Below are 18,413 nucleotides of genomic sequence, written 5' to 3' on the forward strand. Positions count from 1 at the left end.
GAACGAAAACCGGGAGCCATCGCTCCCGGTTTTTTTATGCTTCCAGCGCCGTCAGAGGCTGTGGCTTGCCAATCAAATAGCCCTGCAAATAATCTACGCCAAATCGCAGCAACATTTCGCGTTGTTCAACCGTTTCCACATATTCAGCCACCACACACAGCGATTTCGTTTTTGCCATGTTGCAAATAGACTGCACGATCATCGCATCCATGCTGTCGGTGCAAATATCTTTCACGAAGCTGCCATCGATCTTAATGATATCGGCCTCCAGCCGCTTCAGGCGCTCAAAGTTGGCATAGCCGGTACCAAAGTCGTCTATGGCAATACGGAAGCCGTAATCACGCAGCTGCTGGATATTTTTGATGCTGCTTCCCGAGTCAGAGAAAGCCTGTTCCTCGGTGATCTCAATGATGATATCTTGCGGCGCAATAGCGTAGCGTTCAAAAAGGGGAATGATCTCAGCCGCAATCTCATTTTGCATCAGCGTCAGCGGCATCAGATTGACGGAGAAGCGCGTTCCTGCACGTCCGGACGGATGGCTGCGCATCCACATCAGCAATTTTTCCAGTACGTTCAGGTCAAACCGGTGGCTCAGGTTGAACTGAGCAATCAGCGGAATAAAGCGGTCAGGGGTGATGATCTCGCCATCGCTTTCCAGCCTGGAGAGGATTTCAAAGTACCCTTCCCCGCGCGCATTGTGGATTGGCTGGGCGTAAAGGTGAAGACCGCCGATATCCAGGGCGCGTTTTATGCGGGCCAGCATTAGCACCCTGTCCGTCGTCTGACCAGAGACATCATCCAGACTGTTGGTTAACGCCAGAACGTTATGCCCGCCACAGGATTGCTCGGACAGCCAGCTCAGCTGACCCAGCGTGTGGTGCAGGCTTTCCCCATCCGGCACTTCCCCCCAGGAGGCACCAAACTCAATGTCGAGCTCGGTCTTGTTCCAGGTGATCTTACGGCTGTTCAGTTGGTCAACCATATATTGCAGGCGCTCAGCCGTGCCCGGCCCCAGCAAAACCACCACCAGCTCGCTGCCCGGTAGCTGGAAGAGCTTCTCGTCTTTTTGCAATAGCGGTTGCAGCGACGCGGTGATCATCTTTTTACAGTGCACGCGCATGAGGATGCCGTAGTGACGACTCAGGAATTCCAGATTATCCAGGCGCAGGCAGCAGACTTTAGCCTCAGGATGGTGCTGAAGAAAAACTTCCAGCGCACGAATGTTAGGCAGACCGGTGAGCGGATCGGTAAGCGCCCTCTCCTGCCATCCCTGTTTCAGCCATTCACTTTTTTGGAAGATCCGTGACATGTAAAGCAGGCAGATGGCGAAAGAGATGAGCACCGAGAGGATAAAGGAAAGTGAGTGACCCGATTCAACGCCATTGAGAAAATTATAATTGTAGGTCAACAGCATGAGCGCCGAAGCCGCCCAGAGCAAAGAGATGAGTGAATAGCTCAGACGACCAATCCCCAGGGTAAAAAGAATAAAAACGATTGGCATCAAATAACCAGCTATAAACTGTGACTCGAAAGGCGCGCACAAAATAGCGATCATCGAGACCAACAGCATCAGCCACACAACGATAAATAATGCTTTTTTGTGACAAAAGAGAGGCTTCACGCTTCGCCGCCAGAATGTTCGGGCATACCGGGGATTAATTATCATTCTTAACGGGTAATAGAACATCATGGTGAAAATCAGGGCGGCACAAATGAGGCTTTGAATATCGATAACGTTATAAATTGCAGAGCCTTCGCCGAAATAGGAGGAGATTGTCACCGGGAAATCAAATAAATATCCAGCCAGATACATCGATAATTTGATGCCTACAGGAACCATAAATCCGAGCCAGAAAATACGTATACCGATGTACTTATTCGGCATGCTGTGTCGCCAGCGCTTGCCCAGCATCAGACGGATGACGCCACAGGCCGCAAAGACGGCAAACGTCTGACAAAGTAATAACACGGAAGATTGTAGCAATGCTAAATCAAAGTAATAAATGTTAGTAATGCTAAAACTAATCAGTAAAGGAATGATTGCCCGTCGTCCAAATAACAACACGATGGCGAGCATAGCGCTTAAGGGCAACCACGCTAAATAAACATCATTTTCGTTGACGATAGCGCGCGGGGAGATATAACGGGAAAAGGGGATCGCAATCAGGCTTAGCGCCAGGGCAATCATAAATATTTTTACATTATTGTAAATTTTTCTATTCATTAATCCGTGAGATCTATTTAACCATCGTCTTATTGACCGGATGGATAATAGGTTTATTAATTGCACGAATCAAGTTCAGGTCTATTTATAGACTTGTTTATTGATTTGGATTGAGGTGATGTATAGAAAACGACATTGCTGGCAACAAAAAGAGTCTAAACATTTTACAAGATATAAAAAAACCCCCGTCTTACGACGAGGGTTTAAATTTTGGTGGAGCTAAGCGGGATCGAACCGCTGACCTCTTGCATGCCATGCAAGCGCTCTCCCAGCTGAGCTATAGCCCCACATGTTACTTTACCTACCGCATTCTGTTGGGTTCAGAATTTGGTGGAGCTAAGCGGGATCGAACCGCTGACCTCCTGCATGCCATGCAGGCGCTCTCCCAGCTGAGCTATAGCCCCATCGTAAAGCTGTCATGTTGACGGGCGGCATAATATGAATTCCGCCGCAACGTGTCAACGGCAAATTCAGCCTCCGCCTTTCAACCGTCGAAAAATCATGCAAATGAATCACTTTGCGAGCCTGCTCGCAGCCAGGAGTTAAGCTTGTCACGTTTTCACGTAAAACGGTGCTATAAAATGAACCACTAATTAACCCCACAGATATTCAGGAAATTGTATGATCAAGGAACGAATGACGCCAGAAGAGTTAGCCCTGCTGACTGGCTATAGCCGACAGACCATCAATAAATGGGTACGTAAAGAGGGTTGGATTACATCGCCAAAACCAGGCGTTCAGGGTGGCAAGGCGCGTCTGGTACACGTCAATGAAAAAGTGCGCGACTTTATTCGCAGCGCACGCAGGGTGACAGAGTCGCCGGAAATGCCAGATAAGGCGTACCACGACGGTTCACTTCACGCCCTGCTCATGACGCTGGCGAATGAAATGACGCCGGATGAGCAAAAGCAGATGACATCGCTGTTACTGCGGGAAGGGATTACCGGATTGTTACAACGCTTAGGGATTCGCGACCAACGCTAATATGAAAAGATTACGCAGCAAAATGACCACGGAAGAGCTGGCGGACAGTCTGGGCGTAGCCCGACAGACCGTTAATCGCTGGATACGACAAAAAGGATGGAAAACGGAGGGGATTAACGGTGTTAAAGGCGGAAGAGCGCGGGTGATATGCATTGATGCGCACGTGAAGGAGCACATCATAAGCCTTCCCGCCATACGTAACCGTCAGGCTGTTTACCACGTTGCGGAAAGCCCTTCCCTCTATGGCGTAGCGACCTCACCCAGCCTGCTTCCACAAATCATCGACTCGCTGGAAAACATGACGGCAGTGGAACAGGAACGTTTGCGCGCACTGCTCGCGCGTGAGGGTTTGCAGGGTTTTCTTACGCGTCTTGGTATTGCTGAATAACAGGCAAAAAAAACGGCAGGTCACCCTGCCGTTATGTGTATTACGCGGGCATTACTGCTGGCTTTCGCGCTCAGCGATAAAGCCCAGCGCCTTGTTGATGCGCGCAACGCTACGCGATTTACCAATTGCATGTACGGTCACGTCCAGCGCCGGAGACTGGCCTGCCCCCGTTACCGCAACGCGCAGCGGCATACCGACTTTACCCATGCCAATTTCCAGCTCATCAGCAGTAGCCTGAATCGCGTGGTGCACATTTTCCGCTGTCCATTCGGTAATGGCTTCGAGCTTGTCTCGCACCACTTCCAGCGGCTGACGCGCAACCGGACGCAGGTGTTTCTTGGCCGCGTCCGCGTCGAACGCGTCAAACTCTTCATAGAAATAGCGGCAGCTTTCGGCAATCTCTTTCAGCGTTTTGCAACGCTCGCCAAGCAGTTTCACCAGATCCGCCAGTTCCGGGCCAGTACGGGTATCGATGTTTGCCTGCTCAATGTGCCATTGCAGATAAGTCGCCACATATTCTGGCTGCATGGTATTGATGTAGTGATGGTTCAGCCACAGCAGCTTATCGGTGTTGAACGCGCTGGCGGATTTGCTCACCGAGTTCAGAGAGAACAGGTTGATCATCTCTTCGCGGCTGAAGATCTCCTGGTCGCCATGGGCCCAGCCCAGACGCACCAGGTAATTCAGCAGCGCTTCCGGCAGATAGCCGTCATCACGGTACTGCATTACGCTCACCGCGCCGTGGCGTTTGGACAGTTTTTTGCCGTCGTCACCGTTGATCATCGATACGTGCGCGTACACCGGTACCGGCGCGTTCAGCGCTTTCAGGATGTTGATCTGACGCGGGGTGTTATTGATATGGTCTTCACCACGGATCACGTGCGTGATTTCCATATCCCAGTCGTCCACAACTACGCAGAAGTTATAGGTTGGCGATCCGTCAGTACGACGAATAATCAGATCATCCAGCTCCTGGTTGCTGAATTCGATCGGGCCGCGGATCTGGTCATCAAAGATAACAGAGCCTTCCTGCGGGTTAGCAAAACGCACAACGCACGGCTCATCGGCAGCATGCTCGCTGTGGTCGTGCCGGCAACGACCGTCATAACGCGGTTTTTCGCCTTTTGCCATTTGCTCTTCGCGCAGTGCATCCAGACGCTCTCTGGAGCAGTAGCACTTATAGGCCGTGCCCGCGACCAGCATCTCGTCAATGACGTCGTTATAGCGGTCAAAACGTTTGGTCTGGAAGTACGGGCCTTCGTCCCACTCCAGATTCAGCCAGTTCATCCCATCCATAATGGCTTCAATTGCTTCCGGCGTTGAGCGCTCAAGATCGGTGTCTTCAATACGCAGCACAAACTCACCTTTGTTGTGGCGTGCGAAAAGCCAGGAATAGAGAGCGGTACGTGCACCACCGACATGCAGATAGCCTGTCGGGCTCGGCGCGAAGCGAGTTTTGATTTTCATGAAATGGCCTTACGTTATAAAGATGCCGGTAATCGGCAAATCCTGGGAAGAAAACAATGGGCAATATTCTATCACTGTGGGCCGATTCCTCAATGTCGATCACTTTATCCGGTTCGAGATTGCTGTTTTTGTTTAGAAATCATGCGCCACAGTCCGTTTTGCGATCGTTTTGACTAATTTTACGACGAACGAATAAAAACTTTAGAAAATGCGTTGACTCATTTTCAACTCTCCCTATAATGCGACTCCACACAGCGGGGGTGATTAGCTCAGTTGGTAGAGCATCTCCTTTACACGGAGGGGGTCGGCGGTTCGAGCCCGTCATCACCCACCATCTACTTCGGTAGACTCGCAGTGTAGATAAGCATTGAGATTGGGCGATTAGCTCAGTTGGTAGAGCATCTCCTTTACACGGAGGGGGTCGGCGGTTCGAGCCCGTCATCGCCCACCATTCTCACCTTATCGCAGCAGTTCCGAAATGGGCGATTAGCTCAGTTGGTAGAGCATCTCCTTTACACGGAGGGGGTCGGCGGTTCGAGCCCGTCATCGCCCACCATTTCGGGTCGTTAGCTCAGTTGGTAGAGCAGTTGACTTTTAATCAATTGGTCGCAGGTTCGAATCCTGCACGACCCACCAATGTAAAAAAGCGCCCTAAAGGCGCTTTTTTGCTATCTGCGATATAGCACATCCTCATTGCAGCCAGACCGCTTGTTTTACTCAAGCTCACGCCTTCTTTGCCGATACCTCTATTTTATGGCGAAAAGGATCTCAGTATGACAACTCTTAAGCCCGTTTCTCTGTCGGCGATGGACATCGGCAGCGTAGACAACAGCTCCGGCGGAAACGACATTGCTTCCCGGATCACCCGTCTGACCAAACAGATAACGAAAGTCACTCAGCAGCTCAAAGAAGTCGCCATGGGTGATGCCACGGCAGAAGAGAAGCAAAAGCAGCAGGAATTACTCGAATCTCAGCTGGCTATGTTGCAGGCACAGCTGGCGCAATTGCTGCGTCAGCAGGCAGAAGAGGCAATGCCAAAACAGGAAAACGGTCAGGCCGTGGCGGAAGGCATCAATAAGCCCTCCGCAGACCATAAGGTTGATATCTACATCTGATCGCTGTTTTCGTTAAAGAGCGGATCGCGCGTGCGGGCCTCCATCAAACGCCCGGCCTGCATGCGCACCACATTCCAGCAGGCGTGCGCTGCTCCAGAAAGAGACCTGTTTTTACGGCGTACCAGCATCAGCTGGCGTTCAATACAGGGCAAGAAACGCTTTACCGTTAAACGACTCCCCTGCGGCAGTGGCAGTGCCAGCGCAGGCAGAACGCTGATGCCAATCCCCGCTTCGACCATGGGGAACAGCGTGGCAGGATGCCCAATTTCCTGCACAATGGTTGCCTTAACGCCCTGCGCGGCCAGTGCGGCATCTATCAGCGGACGGCTGCCAGAGGCATAATCCTGTAGCACCAGGTTTGCCCCCTGCAAGGCTTGCCAGGTCACCTGCGGCAGCGATGCCAGGGGGTCATCATCGCGGCAGAGCAATAAAAAGGGCTCCGAGAGCACCACTTCACATTCCAGGTCGCTTACAGCTCCGGGGTCAATGACAATCCCGAAATCCACCTCTCCCTGACGAATACTCTCCAGCACCCACTGCTGCGGCCTGTCGTGCAAAACAAAATCGATATCCGGATAGCGGTGATTACTTTCCGCAATGCACTGAGGAATAAGATGCGCCGAAATCGTCTGGCTCGCCGCGACTCTCACGGTGCCGGAAAGCTGTTGCCCGAGCCGCCCGACATCCCGCAGCGTACTGTTCAGTTCATCCAGCAGCCTCTCCAGACGCGTTGCCAGCTGCTGTCCCGCTTCGGTGAGCACCACTTCCCGCGTCGTGCGGTCGAGCAACTTCACCCCGGTTTGCGTTTCAAGCTCCTTAACGCTATGGCTCACCGCCGACTGGCTGAGGCCGATCATCTCCCCTGCCCGGCTAAAGCTGCGGGCCTGCGCGACGGTGACGAAAACGCGAAGCTGACGTAACGAATAATTCATCTTTTTAATTCATGAATGGATGCAATAAATCAATTTTATTTCTCAAAGGGAAGAAAGCACAATAGCGACATCTGTTTTCAGGAGTGATTATGAAACTTTTTCGTATCCTTGATCCGTTCACGCTGACCCTGATTGGAGTCGTTTTGCTGGCCTCGTTTTTCCCGGCGCGAGGCAGTTTTGTGCCCATTATTGAAGGCGTGACCACGGCAGCCATTGCCCTGCTGTTCTTTATGCATGGCGCCAAGCTTTCCCGGGAGGCCATTATTGCAGGCGGTAGCCACTGGCGGCTGCACCTCTGGGTAATGTGCAGCACCTTTATCCTCTTCCCGGTACTGGGCGTGCTGTTTGCCTGGTGGGCGCCGGTGAATGTCGACCCCGCGCTGTATTCCGGCTTCCTCTATCTGTGCATTTTGCCGGCCACGGTGCAGTCCGCTATTGCTTTTACCTCGCTGGCGGGCGGCAACGTCGCGGCGGCGGTTTGCTCTGCTTCCGCTTCCAGCCTGCTGGGGATTTTTGTTTCACCGCTGCTGGTCGGTCTGCTGATGAACATGCACGGTGCGGAGGGCAACCTGGAACAGGTGGGTAAAATTTGTCTGCAACTGCTGCTGCCGTTTGTGCTCGGACACTTATCCCGCCCCTGGATTGGGGAGTTTGTGGCGAAACACAAAAAATGGATCGGCAAAACGGATCAAAGCTCCATTCTGCTGGTGGTTTACACGGCCTTTAGCGAAGCCGTTGTAAACGGCATCTGGCACAAGGTGGGCGCCGGATCGCTGCTGTTTATTGTAGTAGTGAGCATTGTTCTGCTGGCCATTGTCATCGCGGTCAACGTCTTTGTGGCCCGCAGGTGCGGCTTCAATAAGGCCGATGAAATCACCATCGTCTTCTGCGGGTCGAAAAAGAGCCTGGCTAACGGGATCCCGATGGCCAATATCCTGTTCCCGACGTCGGTCATTGGGATGATGGTGCTGCCGCTGATGATTTTCCATCAGATCCAGCTGATGGTATGTGCAGTACTGGCGCGGCGCTACAAGGCGCAGACGGAAAAGCTGGCGCAGGAAGAGACCCGCGCCGCGAAAGCTTAAGGACGCTTCAGGGGCTGAACCAGCTGGGTCAGCCCCTCAGTTTTGATCACTAACGTGATAGCCATCAGCTCGCCCAGTCGCCCGGCGGGGAACGCATCCTTACGGGCAAACCACAGCAGATACTCTTCCGGTAAATCAATCAGCCTGCGGCCCTTATATTTACCGAACGGCATCTCCGTATTGGCGATCTCAACGAGCTGCTCTTTTTCCACGTTATTCTCCTAACAGGCGCATCATTTCGTCTTCGTCGATCACTTCGATGCCGAGCTCCTGCGCTTTGGCCAGCTTCGAGCCGGCCGCTTCCCCGGCAATCACCAGATCGGTTTTCTTCGACACGCTGCCCGCCACTTTTGCCCCCAGCGCCACCAGGCGGGCCTTCGCGTCATCGCGCGAAAGCTGACTCAGGCTACCGGTCAGCACCACCGTTTTACCGGCAAACGGGCTGTCGATCTCGTCGGCATTCACCACTACCGGGGCGGGCCAGTGAATCCCCTGCTCCAGTAATTTACCGATCACCTCACGGTTGCTCTCTTCGGCGAAGAAGTTAAAGACGTGGGTGGCGACCACGATGCCGACATCCGGGACTTTCTGTAGCTCGTCGATGCTGGCTTTCTCCAGCGCCTCCAGCGTGCCGAAATACGCCGCCAGCCCCGCCGCCGTCGCCTCCCCGACTTCACGAATGCCGAGCGCGTAGAGGAATCGGGCAAAGGTGGTGTTTTTGGCTGCCTCAAGCGCGTTGACGACGTTCTGGGCGGATTTCGGTCCCATACGATCGAGGCCGGTCAGCTTGCCTGCCGTCAGCGTAAAGAGGTCCGCTGGCGTATGGACATACTCTTTCTCAACTAACTGGTCGATGATCTTGTCACCCATTCCGTCCACGTCCATCGCCCGGCGTGAGACGAAGTGCTTCAGGGACTCTTTACGCTGTGCGCCGCAGATTAACCCGCCCGTACAGCGCGTTACCGCTTCGCCTTCCACGCGCTCCACGTCAGAACCACATACCGGACAGTGGGCCGGAAACTCGATGGCGCGGGTGTCGGCAGGACGCTCTGACTCCACAACGTTGACCACCTGCGGGATCACGTCGCCCGCGCGGCGAATCACCACTTTGTCACCGATGCGCAGGCCCAGGCGGGCAATTTCATCGGCGTTATGCAGCGTGGCGTTGCTTACCAGCACGCCGGCCACCTGTACAGGCTCCAGACGCGCTACCGGCGTAATCGCCCCCGTACGCCCTACCTGAAACTCCACGTCGCGAACGAAGGTCATCTGCTCCTGCGCCGGGAACTTAAAGGCCACCGCCCAGCGCGGCGCACGGGCCACAAACCCTAACTGCTCCTGCAACGCCAGGGAGTTAACCTTGATCACCACGCCATCAATATCAAACCCGAGTGTAGGGCGATCCTCTTCAACCTTACGGTAGAACGCCAGCACCGCCTCCGGAGAGTCGCAGAGCTGCACGCGGTTGCTTACCGGTAACCCCCACTCTTTGAACTGCAATAAGCGCCCGAGATGGGTATCTGGCAGCTCGCCGCCCTCCAGGATCCCGACGCCGTAGCAGAAGAAAGTAAGCGGTCGCTTCGCGGTGATGCGCGGATCGAGCTGACGCAGAGAACCTGCCGCCGCGTTACGCGGGTTAGCAAACACTTTTCCCCCGGTACGACGCGCTTCTTCATTGATCTTTTCAAAGCCCGCCTGCGGAAGAAACACCTCCCCGCGCACTTCCAGCCGGGCTGGAATGTTCTCGCCACGCAGCTTCAGCGGGATCGCACGTATGGTGCGCACGTTGGTGGTGATATCTTCCCCGGTGGTGCCATCGCCGCGCGTTGCGGCGCGCACCATCACGCCGTTCTCATAAAGAATGCTGACGGCCAGACCGTCCAGCTTCAGCTCGCAGCACCAGCTCAGATTGTCGACACTCTTCAGGCGATCCTGCACGCGCTTATTGAAAGCCAGAAAACTTTCTTCATCAAAAACGTTATCCAGCGACAGCATCGGCACTTCGTGACGCACCTGGCTGAAAGCGCCCAGCGGCTCGGCGCCGACGCGCTGCGTCGGGGAGTCTGGCGTAATCAGCTCCGGGTGCTGCGCTTCCAGTTCGCGCAGTTCACGCATCAGGCGGTCATATTCCGCATCCGGCACTTCCGGTGCATCCATAACATGATAGAGATATTCATGATGGCGAAGCGTGGTTCGCAGTTCAGTAAGTTGTTGTTCGATTGAGTCCATATCGCACCATCAATGAGAAAAACCCCCGACAAGCGGGGGTTGAGGAGGGGTTGACGTTAACGCGACGATTACGCGTTCGCTTCCTTAACTTCGCGGATGCGGTCCTGATATTCGCGCAGTTTCTGCGGCGTCATCATTCGACGCTGATCGTCGAGCACCACACCGCCCACTTCGTCGGCGATGTGCTGAGCGGACTGTAGCATCAGCTTAAAGTTTTGCAGTTCGTCACCGTAGGACGGCACCTGCATAAAGATCGTTACGCCTGGCGTGACGAAATCACCGGTCATTTCCGGGTCAAACGTGCCTGGATTCACCATATTGGCCAGGCTAAACAGTGCCGGGCCGCTGCCGTCAGGGCTCAGGTGGCGATGGAAAATATTCATGTCGCCGAACTTGAAGCCTGCCTGCTGGATGCTGTTAAGCAGCACGTCACCGTTCAGATGGGTGCCGTGATGGGCAGCCACGTTCATGATGATCACTGCTTCTTTACGCTGCGGCTTTTCAACAACCGGTTCTGGCGCTGCTACCGGCTCTGGCTCAACGCGCGGAGCGGGCTGTGTTGCAGGCGGTACGGGTTCAGGCTGCGGCTGCGGTTGCTGCACTGGCTGCGGCTGCTGTACCGGCTGTGGCTGCTGAGCCGGCTGCGGCTGTTGCACTGGCTGAGCAGGCTGATGCACAGGTTGCGGCTGTACAGGCTGTGGCGCAACGGGCTGCGGTTGCACAGGCTGCTGCGGCGGATGACGCACAGGTTCTTCCACTGGCGGCGGCGCTGGCTGGCGCGGCTGGGCAGAGGCATACGGTGGTTGATACTGGTGCTGCGGAGCGCGGGGAGCTTCATGCTCTCCATGCGCTGCGCCGGGCGCAGTATTGACCCGATGAACACGAACTTCACCCACGCCGTCGTCGTCAAGGCCGTCGACGTCGTCTTCAACGTCATCGTCGTCACGACTGGACTTCATGCGCTTCAGTGGACGATCGCGAAACATAGAGGAACGCTCTTTACGGCTGGTCCAGAAACCATGTACCAGTAAAGCGATTATGGCGATCGCGCCAACAATGATTAATATCAGACGCAAATCCTGCATCATTATATTCTCTGTTGTTCTAACACCTTGCCACCACGGCAAACATTTACTCACTAAGAGTATTTGCCGTTTACGTCAAGTGCAAGTGTATGCAGAGCATTCACAGCATAAAGATGAACTAAATCGTGCTTTTTGCTGGTTTTTCGAACATTTCCGAACTGGTCATTGGCCCGTAACTGGATAATATAGGCGGGCAATTCCACTGGTTGTGTAAAAAGGAGTACAGCCTGGTATGGTTTCAACATCTTCTTCTACCCCACGTAGCGGGGTCTGGTATTTTTCACAGGGCTGGAAACTGGTCTCCCTGCCGGGCATTCGACGCTTCGTTATTTTGCCGCTGCTGATCAACATTCTTCTGATGGGGGGCGCGTTCTGGTGGCTGTTCACCAGGCTGGAAAGCTGGATCCCTTCCCTGATGAGCTATGTGCCGGACTGGTTACAGTGGCTTGACTACCTGCTCTGGCCGATAGCGGTCATCTCCGTGCTGCTGGTATTCGGCTATTTCTTTTCGACGATAGCAAACTGGATAGCCGCGCCGTTCAACGGTCTGCTGGCCGAACAGCTGGAAGCGCGCCTGACCGGTGCGACCCCGCCTGACACGGGCGTACTGGGGATCATGAAGGATATCCCGCGCATCATGAAGCGCGAATGGCAGAAATTTGCCTGGTACCTGCCGCGCGCGATTGTGCTGCTTATCCTTTATTTCATCCCTGGTATCGGCCAGACGGTGGCCCCCGTACTGTGGTTCCTGTTCAGCGCCTGGATGCTCGCCATCCAGTACTGCGACTACCCGTTCGATAACCACAAGGTGCCGTTTAAAGAGATGCGCACCGCCCTGCGCACTCAGAAGGTTGCCAATATGCAGTTCGGCGCGCTCACCAGCCTGTTCACCATGATTCCTTTCCTGAATCTGTTCATTATGCCCGTTGCCGTTTGCGGCGCGACGGCGATGTGGGTGGACTGCTACCGTGCTAAGCACGCGTTATGGAAGTAATGCAAAAATGTGTAAAAGAGGGGTGGCTTATGCCGCCCCTTATTCCATACTGATCCCCATTATTTCCTTGCAGCATATAGATATGCGATTTCCTTACTTCCCCATACTTATTCAACAGGTATGCTGGGTCGGTATCCCAATTTCATACAGTTAAGGACAGGCCATGAGTAAGATTTATGAAGACAACTCGCTGACTATCGGTCATACGCCCCTGGTTCGACTGAACCGTATCGGTAATGGACGCATTCTGGCGAAGGTCGAATCTCGTAACCCAAGCTTCAGCGTGAAATGCCGTATCGGTGCAAATATGATTTGGGATGCTGAAAAACGTGGCGTGTTGAAGCCGGGCGTCGAGCTGGTGGAACCGACCAGCGGTAACACCGGTATTGCCCTGGCCTACGTTGCGGCGGCGCGCGGCTATAAGCTGACGCTGACCATGCCTGAAACCATGAGCATTGAACGTCGCAAGCTGCTGAAAGCGCTGGGTGCGAATCTGGTCCTGACCGAAGGCGCGAAAGGCATGAAGGGTGCGATTCAGAAAGCGGAAGAAATCGTCGCCAGCGATCCGGCAAAATATCTGCTGCTTCAGCAGTTCAGCAATCCGGCCAACCCGGAAATTCATGAGAAAACCACCGGTCCGGAAATCTGGGAAGATACCGACGGCCAGGTTGATGTCTTTATCTCCGGCGTAGGTACCGGCGGTACGCTGACCGGCGTGTCTCGCTATATTAAAGGCACGAAAGGTAAAAAAGATCTGATTACCGTTGCCGTCGAGCCAACCGACTCACCGGTTATCGCTCAGGCGCTGGCGGGAGAAGAAATTAAGCCAGGCCCACACAAAATTCAGGGCATCGGCGCAGGCTTTATTCCAGGCAACCTGGATCTGAAGCTGATCGACAAAGTGGTTGCCATTACCAATGAAGAAGCCATCTCCACGGCGCGTCGCCTGATGGACGAGGAAGGCATTCTGGCGGGTATCTCTTCCGGCGCGGCGGTTGCGGCTGCCCTCAAACTTCTGGAAGATGAAACCTTTACCAATAAGAATATTGTGGTTATCCTGCCTTCTTCGGGTGAGCGTTACTTGAGCACCGCACTGTTTGCCGATCTCTTCACGGAGAAAGAACTGCAACAGTGATGCCAGTATGTTAAAAACGCGTAAAAAAGCACCTTTTCAGGTGCTTTTTTGTGGCCTGCTTCAAACTTTTACCCCTCCTGGCATTGCTTCACCCCGTTGGGTCTGGTATTTAAACCAGCAATTATTTTGATGCGCGAAATTAATCAGTGAACGAAATAGCGCTGCTGAATCGATTTTATGATTTGGTTCAAGTCTTGCTTTCACTGCATAATGTTTAATGACGATTGAAACGTCAGCGCTAACAATACAGGCTAAAGTTAAGTCGCCAGGCTAGACTTTAGTTCCACAACACTAAACCTATAAGTTGGGGAAATACAATGTTCCAGCAAGAAGTTACCATTACCGCTCCGAACGGTCTGCACACCCGCCCTGCTGCTCAGTTTGTTAAAGAAGCGAAAGGCTTCACTTCTGAAATCACTGTGACTTCCAACGGCAAAAGCGCTAGCGCAAAAAGCCTGTTCAAACTGCAAACTCTGGGCCTGACTCAGGGTACCGTTGTTACCATTTCTGCGGAAGGTGAAGACGAGCAGAAAGCAGTTGAGCATCTGGTTAAGCTGATGGCTGAACTCGAGTAAGTTTACCGGGTTCTTTTCAATATCAGTCACAAGTAAGGTAGGGTTATGATTTCAGGCATTTTAGCATCCCCGGGTATCGCTTTCGGCAAAGCACTGCTGCTGAAAGAAGACGAAATCGTCATTGACCGGAAAAAAATTTCTGCCGACAAGGTTGATCAGGAAGTTGAACGTTTTCTGAGCGGTCGTGCCAAGGCATCTGCGCAACTGGAAGCGATTAAAACTAAAGCTGGTGAAACTTTCGGTGAAGAAAAAGAAGCCATCTTCGAAGGGCACATTATGCTGCTCGAAGATGAGGAGCTGGAGCAGGAAATCATAGCCCTGATTAAAGATAAAGGCATGACGGCCGACGCGGCTGCGCATGAAGTTATCGAAGGTCAGGCTTCTGCCCTGGAAGAGCTGGACGATGAATACCTGAAAGAGCGTGCGGCTGACGTACGTGACATCGGTAAGCGCCTGCTGCGCAACATCCTGGGTCTGGCCATTATCGATCTGAGCGCGATTCAGGACGAAGTGATCCTGGTTGCCGCTGACCTGACCCCGTCTGAAACCGCACAGCTGAACCTGAACAAGGTGCTGGGTTTCATTACCGATGCAGGTGGCCGTACTTCCCACACCTCAATCATGGCGCGTTCTCTGGAACTGCCAGCTATCGTGGGTACCGGTAGCGTCACCTCGCAGGTGAAAAACGACGACTATCTGATTCTGGATGCCGTAAACAACGTGGTTTACGTCAACCCAACTAACGATGTGATCGAGCAGCTGCGTTCCGTTCAGGAGCAGGTTGCAACCGAGAAAGCAGAACTCGCTAAACTGAAAGACCTGCCGGCCATCACGCTGGACGGCCATCAGGTTGAAGTGTGCGCTAACATCGGTACCGTACGCGACGTTGACGGCGCTGAGCGCAACGGTGCGGAAGGTGTAGGTCTGTATCGTACTGAATTCCTGTTCATGGACCGCGACGCACTGCCAACTGAAGAAGAGCAGTTTGCCGCGTACAAAGCGGTTGCCGAAGCGTGTGGCTCACAGGCCGTAATCGTTCGCACCATGGACATCGGCGGCGACAAAGAGCTGCCGTACATGAACTTCCCGAAAGAAGAGAACCCGTTCCTGGGCTGGCGTGCCGTGCGTATCGCCATGGATCGCAAAGAGATCCTGCGTGACCAGGTTCGCGCAATCCTTCGTGCTTCCGCTTTCGGTAAACTGCGCATCATGTTCCCGATGATCATCTCTGTTGAAGAAGTGCGTGCACTGAAGAAAGAGATTGAAATCTACAAGCAGGAACTGCGTGACGAAGGTAAAGCGTTTGACGAGTCAATCGAGATTGGCGTGATGGTGGAAACACCGGCAGCCGCGACCATTGCGCGTCATTTAGCCAAAGAAGTTGATTTCTTTAGTATCGGTACCAATGATTTAACGCAGTACACCCTGGCAGTTGACCGTGGTAATGATATGATTTCACATCTCTACCAGCCAATGTCGCCGTCTGTACTGAATTTGATCAAGCAAGTTATTGATGCTTCTCATGCAGAAGGTAAATGGACTGGCATGTGTGGTGAGCTTGCAGGCGACGAACGTGCTACACTTCTGTTGCTGGGTATGGGTCTGGACGAATTCTCTATGAGCGCCATTTCCATCCCGCGCATCAAGAAGATTATCCGTAACACGAACTTCGAAGATGCGAAGGTATTAGCAGAGCAGGCTCTTGCTCAACCGACAACGGACGAGTTAATGACGCTGGTTAACAAGTTCATTGAAGAAAAAACAATCTGCTAATCCACGAGATGCGGCCCAAATTACTGCTTAGGAGATAAGTCTAATGGGTTTATTTAGTAAACTGTTCGGTGACAAAAGCAATAGCGACTCCGGAACTATTGAGATTGTTGCTCCGCTCTCCGGCGAGATCGTCAACATCGAAGACGTGCCGGATGTAGTGTTTGCTGAGAAAATCGTTGGTGATGGCATTGCTATCAAACCAACTGGCAACAAAATGGTTGCTCCAGTTGACGGTACCATTGGTAAGATTTTTGAAACCAACCATGCGTTCTCTATCGAATCTGATAGCGGTATCGAACTGTTCGTTCACTTCGGTATCGACACCGTTGAACTGAAAGGCGAAGGCTTCAAACGTATCGCGGAAGAAGGCCAGCGTGTGAAAGTTGGCGACCCGGTGATTGAATTCGATCTGCCACTGCTGGAAGAAAAAGCGAAGTCTACCCTGACTCCGGTTGTTATCTCCAACATGGACGAAATCAAAGAGCTGATCAAACTGTCTGGCAGCGTTACCGTGGGTGAAACCCCGGTTATCCGCATCAAGAAGTAATTCTTGCCGCACGGTAAAATGGCGCCTTCGGGCGCCATTTTTGTTTATGCAGGCAGAATAAGCTCGTCGTAGCCTTTCGACTGCGTGTAGATCATCACGTCAGTCACTCTGTCACCCGCCATGCGAATGGCGTCAGCCACGGTTTTCCCCCCGACGATACCGCTCACCAGCTCCGAACAAAACAGATCGCCCGTCCCTTTCAGGTCCGTCTCTACGCGCGGGTGCGCGCTTACGGTAACGCCCTCTTCGCTGACCAGCACCACGTGGATATTCTGCGGATCGTCAGCCACTGGCGCGCTGGTAATGGCTACCCACTTCAGCGTGTCGGAGAGCAGCCCCTGCGCGGCGGCGATGGCGCTCTCTGGCGTACGGCACGATTTACCGCTCAACACTTCCAGCTCATACACATTGGGCGTAATGCCCTGGGCCAGCGGCAGCAGGTGCTCACGGTAGGCTTCAGGAATTTCAGGTTTCACGTACATCCCGCTGTCGACATCCCCGATTACCGGGTCAACCAGCACCAGCAAATCGGGATGCTGTACCTTTATCGCTTTTAGCCACTGCGCCAACAGCACGATCTGGCTGGCGCTGCCCATATAGCCGGTCGTGACCGCTTTTAGCTCGCGCAGGATCTCCCGCTCTTCCAGCGCCTTAAGGTAGCCGCTGAACCACTCATCCGGGATGACACCGCCGTAGAAGGTATCGTAGTGCGGCGTATTGCTGAACAGCACCGTTGGCACGGCGGTAACGTTCAGCCGGTGGGTGCGAATATTCGGCACCGCGATGCTGTTGCCTACGCTGCCGTACACCACCTGCGACTGTACGGCGACAATATCGGTTTGCTGCGCCCGGGTATTATCCCGGAATAAAATCATCTCCATGACGCTTAGATCCCCGCCCCCTGCGAATAACTCTCTTCACCAAAGACGCCGGTAGACAGGTAACGATCGCCGCGATCGCAAATAATCGCAACCACCACCGCTTCCGGCGTGGAATTGGCCACCCGGATCGCACCCGCTACGGCACCGCCAGAGCTGACGCCGCAGAAGATGCCTTCACGCACGGCCAGCTCACGCATGGTATTTTCCGCCTCGCGCTGATGAATATCCAGCACCTGGTCCACAAGCTGTGCATTAAAGATGCCCGGCATATACTCCGCGGGCCAGCGGCGTATGCCCGGGATACTGCTTCCCTCTTCCGGTTGCAGGCCGACAATCGTCACCGGGCTTGCCTGCTCGCGCAGAAAGCGTGACACACCGGTGATCGTGCCCGTGGTGCCCATGCTGGAGACAAAGTGGGTGATACGCCCGTCGGTTTGCTGCCAGATTTCCGGGCCGGTGGTGGTGTAGTGCGCGTACGGGTTGTCCGGGTTATTGAACTGGTCGAGCAGCTTGCCTTCCCCGCGCCCGGCCATCGCCAGCGCCAGGTCGCGCGCTCCTTCCATCCCCTGCTCTTTGCTCACCAGAATCAGCTCGGCCCCGTAGGCGCGCATGGCGGCCCGGCGCTCCTGGCTCATGTTGTCCGGCATCAGCAGCTTCATGCGATAACCCTTCAGCGCGGCAATCATCGCCAGTGCGATACCGGTATTACCGCTGGTGGCTTCAATTAATACGTCGCCGGGCTTTATCTCGCCGCGCTTTTCGGCCTGGACAATCATCGACAGCGCCGCCCGATCTTTTACCGAGCCTGCCGGGTTATTGCCTTCAAGTTTGACCCAGATTTCGCTGCCGTTGTCTGGCACCATGCGCTGAAGTTTAACCAGAGGGGTGTTGCCGATGGTGTTTTCTAATGTATTCATGATCGCTGTCCAATAAAAAGCCCGGTGGCGCGCAGCGATCCGGGCCTACAGACGTCATATTGTAGGCCGGGTAAGCGCAGCG

17 protein-coding genes and 6 tRNA genes are annotated in these 18,413 nt (G+C 53.9%); 13 read left to right on the plus strand and 10 right to left on the minus strand.

What is annotated here, in order from left to right; genetic code table 11:
* Positions 1-34 precede the first annotated feature (34 nt).
* From DBR02_RS02075 to DBR02_RS02085, 3 genes are all read right to left on the minus strand, one after another.
* Positions 35-2,224 carry an EAL domain-containing protein gene (locus tag DBR02_RS02075; RefSeq protein WP_107533450.1) on the minus strand — a complete coding sequence of 730 codons (2,190 nt, stop codon included), beginning with the start codon at positions 2,222-2,224 and terminating at the stop codon, positions 35-37.
* 211 nt (positions 2,225-2,435) lie between these two features.
* Positions 2,436-2,511: transfer RNA gene (locus DBR02_RS02080), tRNA-Ala, on the minus strand.
* A gap of 41 nt (positions 2,512-2,552) precedes the next feature.
* Positions 2,553-2,628 (minus strand) — tRNA-Ala (locus DBR02_RS02085).
* A 217-nt stretch (positions 2,629-2,845) separates the two neighbouring features.
* On the opposite strand from DBR02_RS02085, the gene DBR02_RS02090 reads away from it, so the two are divergent.
* Both DBR02_RS02090 and DBR02_RS02095 read left to right on the plus strand, forming a co-directional pair.
* Positions 2,846-3,208, plus strand: a complete 363-nt coding sequence (locus tag DBR02_RS02090) for a YfeC-like transcriptional regulator (RefSeq protein WP_063868121.1) — start codon at positions 2,846-2,848, stop codon at positions 3,206-3,208.
* A 1-nt stretch (position 3,209) separates the two neighbouring features.
* On the plus strand, positions 3,210-3,596 hold the full coding sequence (locus DBR02_RS02095; protein WP_197711247.1) for a YfeC-like transcriptional regulator: 387 nt from the start codon (positions 3,210-3,212) through the stop codon (positions 3,594-3,596).
* A 51-nt stretch (positions 3,597-3,647) separates the two neighbouring features.
* On the opposite strand, the gene gltX is transcribed toward DBR02_RS02095, so the two are convergent.
* Positions 3,648-5,063 carry a glutamate--tRNA ligase gene (gene gltX, locus DBR02_RS02100; RefSeq protein ID WP_063868117.1) on the minus strand — a complete coding sequence of 472 codons (1,416 nt, stop codon included), beginning with the start codon at positions 5,061-5,063 and terminating at the stop codon, positions 3,648-3,650.
* 258 nt (positions 5,064-5,321) lie between these two features.
* Here gltX and DBR02_RS02105 point away from each other — a divergent pair.
* The 5 genes from DBR02_RS02105 to DBR02_RS02125 all read left to right on the plus strand — a co-directional run bounded on the left by DBR02_RS02105 (position 5,322) and on the right by DBR02_RS02125 (position 6,178).
* Positions 5,322-5,397, plus strand: a tRNA-Val gene (locus DBR02_RS02105).
* Between the two features lie 41 nt (positions 5,398-5,438).
* Positions 5,439-5,514, plus strand: a tRNA-Val gene (locus DBR02_RS02110).
* Between the two features lie 29 nt (positions 5,515-5,543).
* Positions 5,544-5,619, plus strand: a tRNA-Val gene (locus tag DBR02_RS02115).
* A 4-nt stretch (positions 5,620-5,623) separates the two neighbouring features.
* Positions 5,624-5,699 (plus strand) — tRNA-Lys (locus DBR02_RS02120).
* Between the two features lie 137 nt (positions 5,700-5,836).
* A complete protein-coding gene (locus DBR02_RS02125; RefSeq protein ID WP_107533451.1) occupies positions 5,837-6,178 on the plus strand; it encodes a FlxA-like family protein in 342 nt (113 codons plus the stop codon).
* Here the strand turns inward: DBR02_RS02125 and DBR02_RS02130 are convergent.
* Complete coding sequence (locus DBR02_RS02130) at positions 6,169-7,110, minus strand: LysR family transcriptional regulator (RefSeq protein ID WP_107533452.1); 942 nt, start codon at positions 7,108-7,110, stop codon at positions 6,169-6,171. The two genes, DBR02_RS02125 and DBR02_RS02130, sit on opposite strands and share 10 nt — an antisense overlap.
* Before the next feature lie 89 nt (positions 7,111-7,199).
* Here DBR02_RS02130 and DBR02_RS02135 point away from each other — a divergent pair, with 89 nt between their 5' ends.
* A complete protein-coding gene (locus DBR02_RS02135) occupies positions 7,200-8,195 on the plus strand; it encodes a bile acid:sodium symporter family protein (RefSeq protein ID WP_063868112.1) in 996 nt (331 codons plus the stop codon).
* Here DBR02_RS02135 and DBR02_RS02140 read toward each other — a convergent pair.
* The 3 genes from DBR02_RS02140 to zipA form a co-directional block, all read right to left on the minus strand.
* Positions 8,192-8,407, minus strand: a complete 216-nt coding sequence (locus tag DBR02_RS02140) for a DUF3820 family protein (protein WP_063868110.1) — start codon at positions 8,405-8,407, stop codon at positions 8,192-8,194. The two genes, DBR02_RS02135 and DBR02_RS02140, sit on opposite strands and share 4 nt — an antisense overlap.
* Position 8,408: 1 nt before the next feature.
* Positions 8,409-10,424, minus strand: coding sequence for an NAD-dependent DNA ligase LigA (ligA, locus tag DBR02_RS02145; protein WP_107533453.1), 2,016 nt, complete (start codon positions 10,422-10,424; stop codon positions 8,409-8,411).
* Between the two features lie 68 nt (positions 10,425-10,492).
* Positions 10,493-11,512 carry a cell division protein ZipA gene (gene zipA, locus DBR02_RS02150; RefSeq protein WP_107533454.1) on the minus strand — a complete coding sequence of 340 codons (1,020 nt, stop codon included), beginning with the start codon at positions 11,510-11,512 and terminating at the stop codon, positions 10,493-10,495.
* A gap of 229 nt (positions 11,513-11,741) precedes the next feature.
* On the opposite strand from zipA, the gene cysZ reads away from it, so the two are divergent.
* From cysZ to crr, 5 genes are all read left to right on the plus strand, one after another.
* The gene (gene cysZ / locus DBR02_RS02155) at positions 11,742-12,503 is read left to right on the plus strand and encodes a sulfate transporter CysZ (RefSeq protein WP_107533455.1); all 762 of its coding nucleotides are present in this window, start codon (positions 11,742-11,744) and stop codon (positions 12,501-12,503) included.
* 163 nt (positions 12,504-12,666) lie between these two features.
* Positions 12,667-13,638, plus strand: coding sequence for a cysteine synthase A (gene cysK, locus DBR02_RS02160; protein ID WP_006811453.1), 972 nt, complete (start codon positions 12,667-12,669; stop codon positions 13,636-13,638).
* 317 nt (positions 13,639-13,955) lie between these two features.
* Complete coding sequence (gene ptsH / locus DBR02_RS02175; RefSeq protein WP_000487600.1) at positions 13,956-14,213, plus strand: phosphocarrier protein Hpr; 258 nt, start codon at positions 13,956-13,958, stop codon at positions 14,211-14,213.
* Positions 14,214-14,258: 45 nt separating this feature from the next.
* Entirely contained in the window at positions 14,259-15,986 is a 1,728-nt protein-coding gene (ptsI, locus tag DBR02_RS02180) for a phosphoenolpyruvate-protein phosphotransferase PtsI (protein ID WP_006811455.1), read from the plus strand.
* Between the two features lie 43 nt (positions 15,987-16,029).
* Positions 16,030-16,533 carry a PTS glucose transporter subunit IIA gene (gene crr, locus DBR02_RS02185; RefSeq protein ID WP_022648946.1) on the plus strand — a complete coding sequence of 168 codons (504 nt, stop codon included), beginning with the start codon at positions 16,030-16,032 and terminating at the stop codon, positions 16,531-16,533.
* Positions 16,534-16,577: 44 nt separating this feature from the next.
* Here crr and pdxK read toward each other — a convergent pair whose 3' ends face one another.
* A complete protein-coding gene (gene pdxK / locus DBR02_RS02190) occupies positions 16,578-17,414 on the minus strand; it encodes a pyridoxine/pyridoxal/pyridoxamine kinase (RefSeq protein ID WP_107533456.1) in 837 nt (278 codons plus the stop codon).
* 5 nt (positions 17,415-17,419) lie between these two features.
* Positions 17,420-18,331: a cysteine synthase CysM gene (gene cysM, locus DBR02_RS02195; protein ID WP_107533457.1), complete on the minus strand. Its 912-nt coding sequence runs from the start codon at positions 18,329-18,331 to the stop codon at positions 17,420-17,422.
* Positions 18,332-18,413: the final 82 nt, after the last annotated feature.

This window comes from Enterobacter cloacae complex sp. (assembly GCF_900322725.1).
GTDB lineage: Bacteria > Pseudomonadota > Gammaproteobacteria > Enterobacterales > Enterobacteriaceae > Enterobacter > Enterobacter quasihormaechei.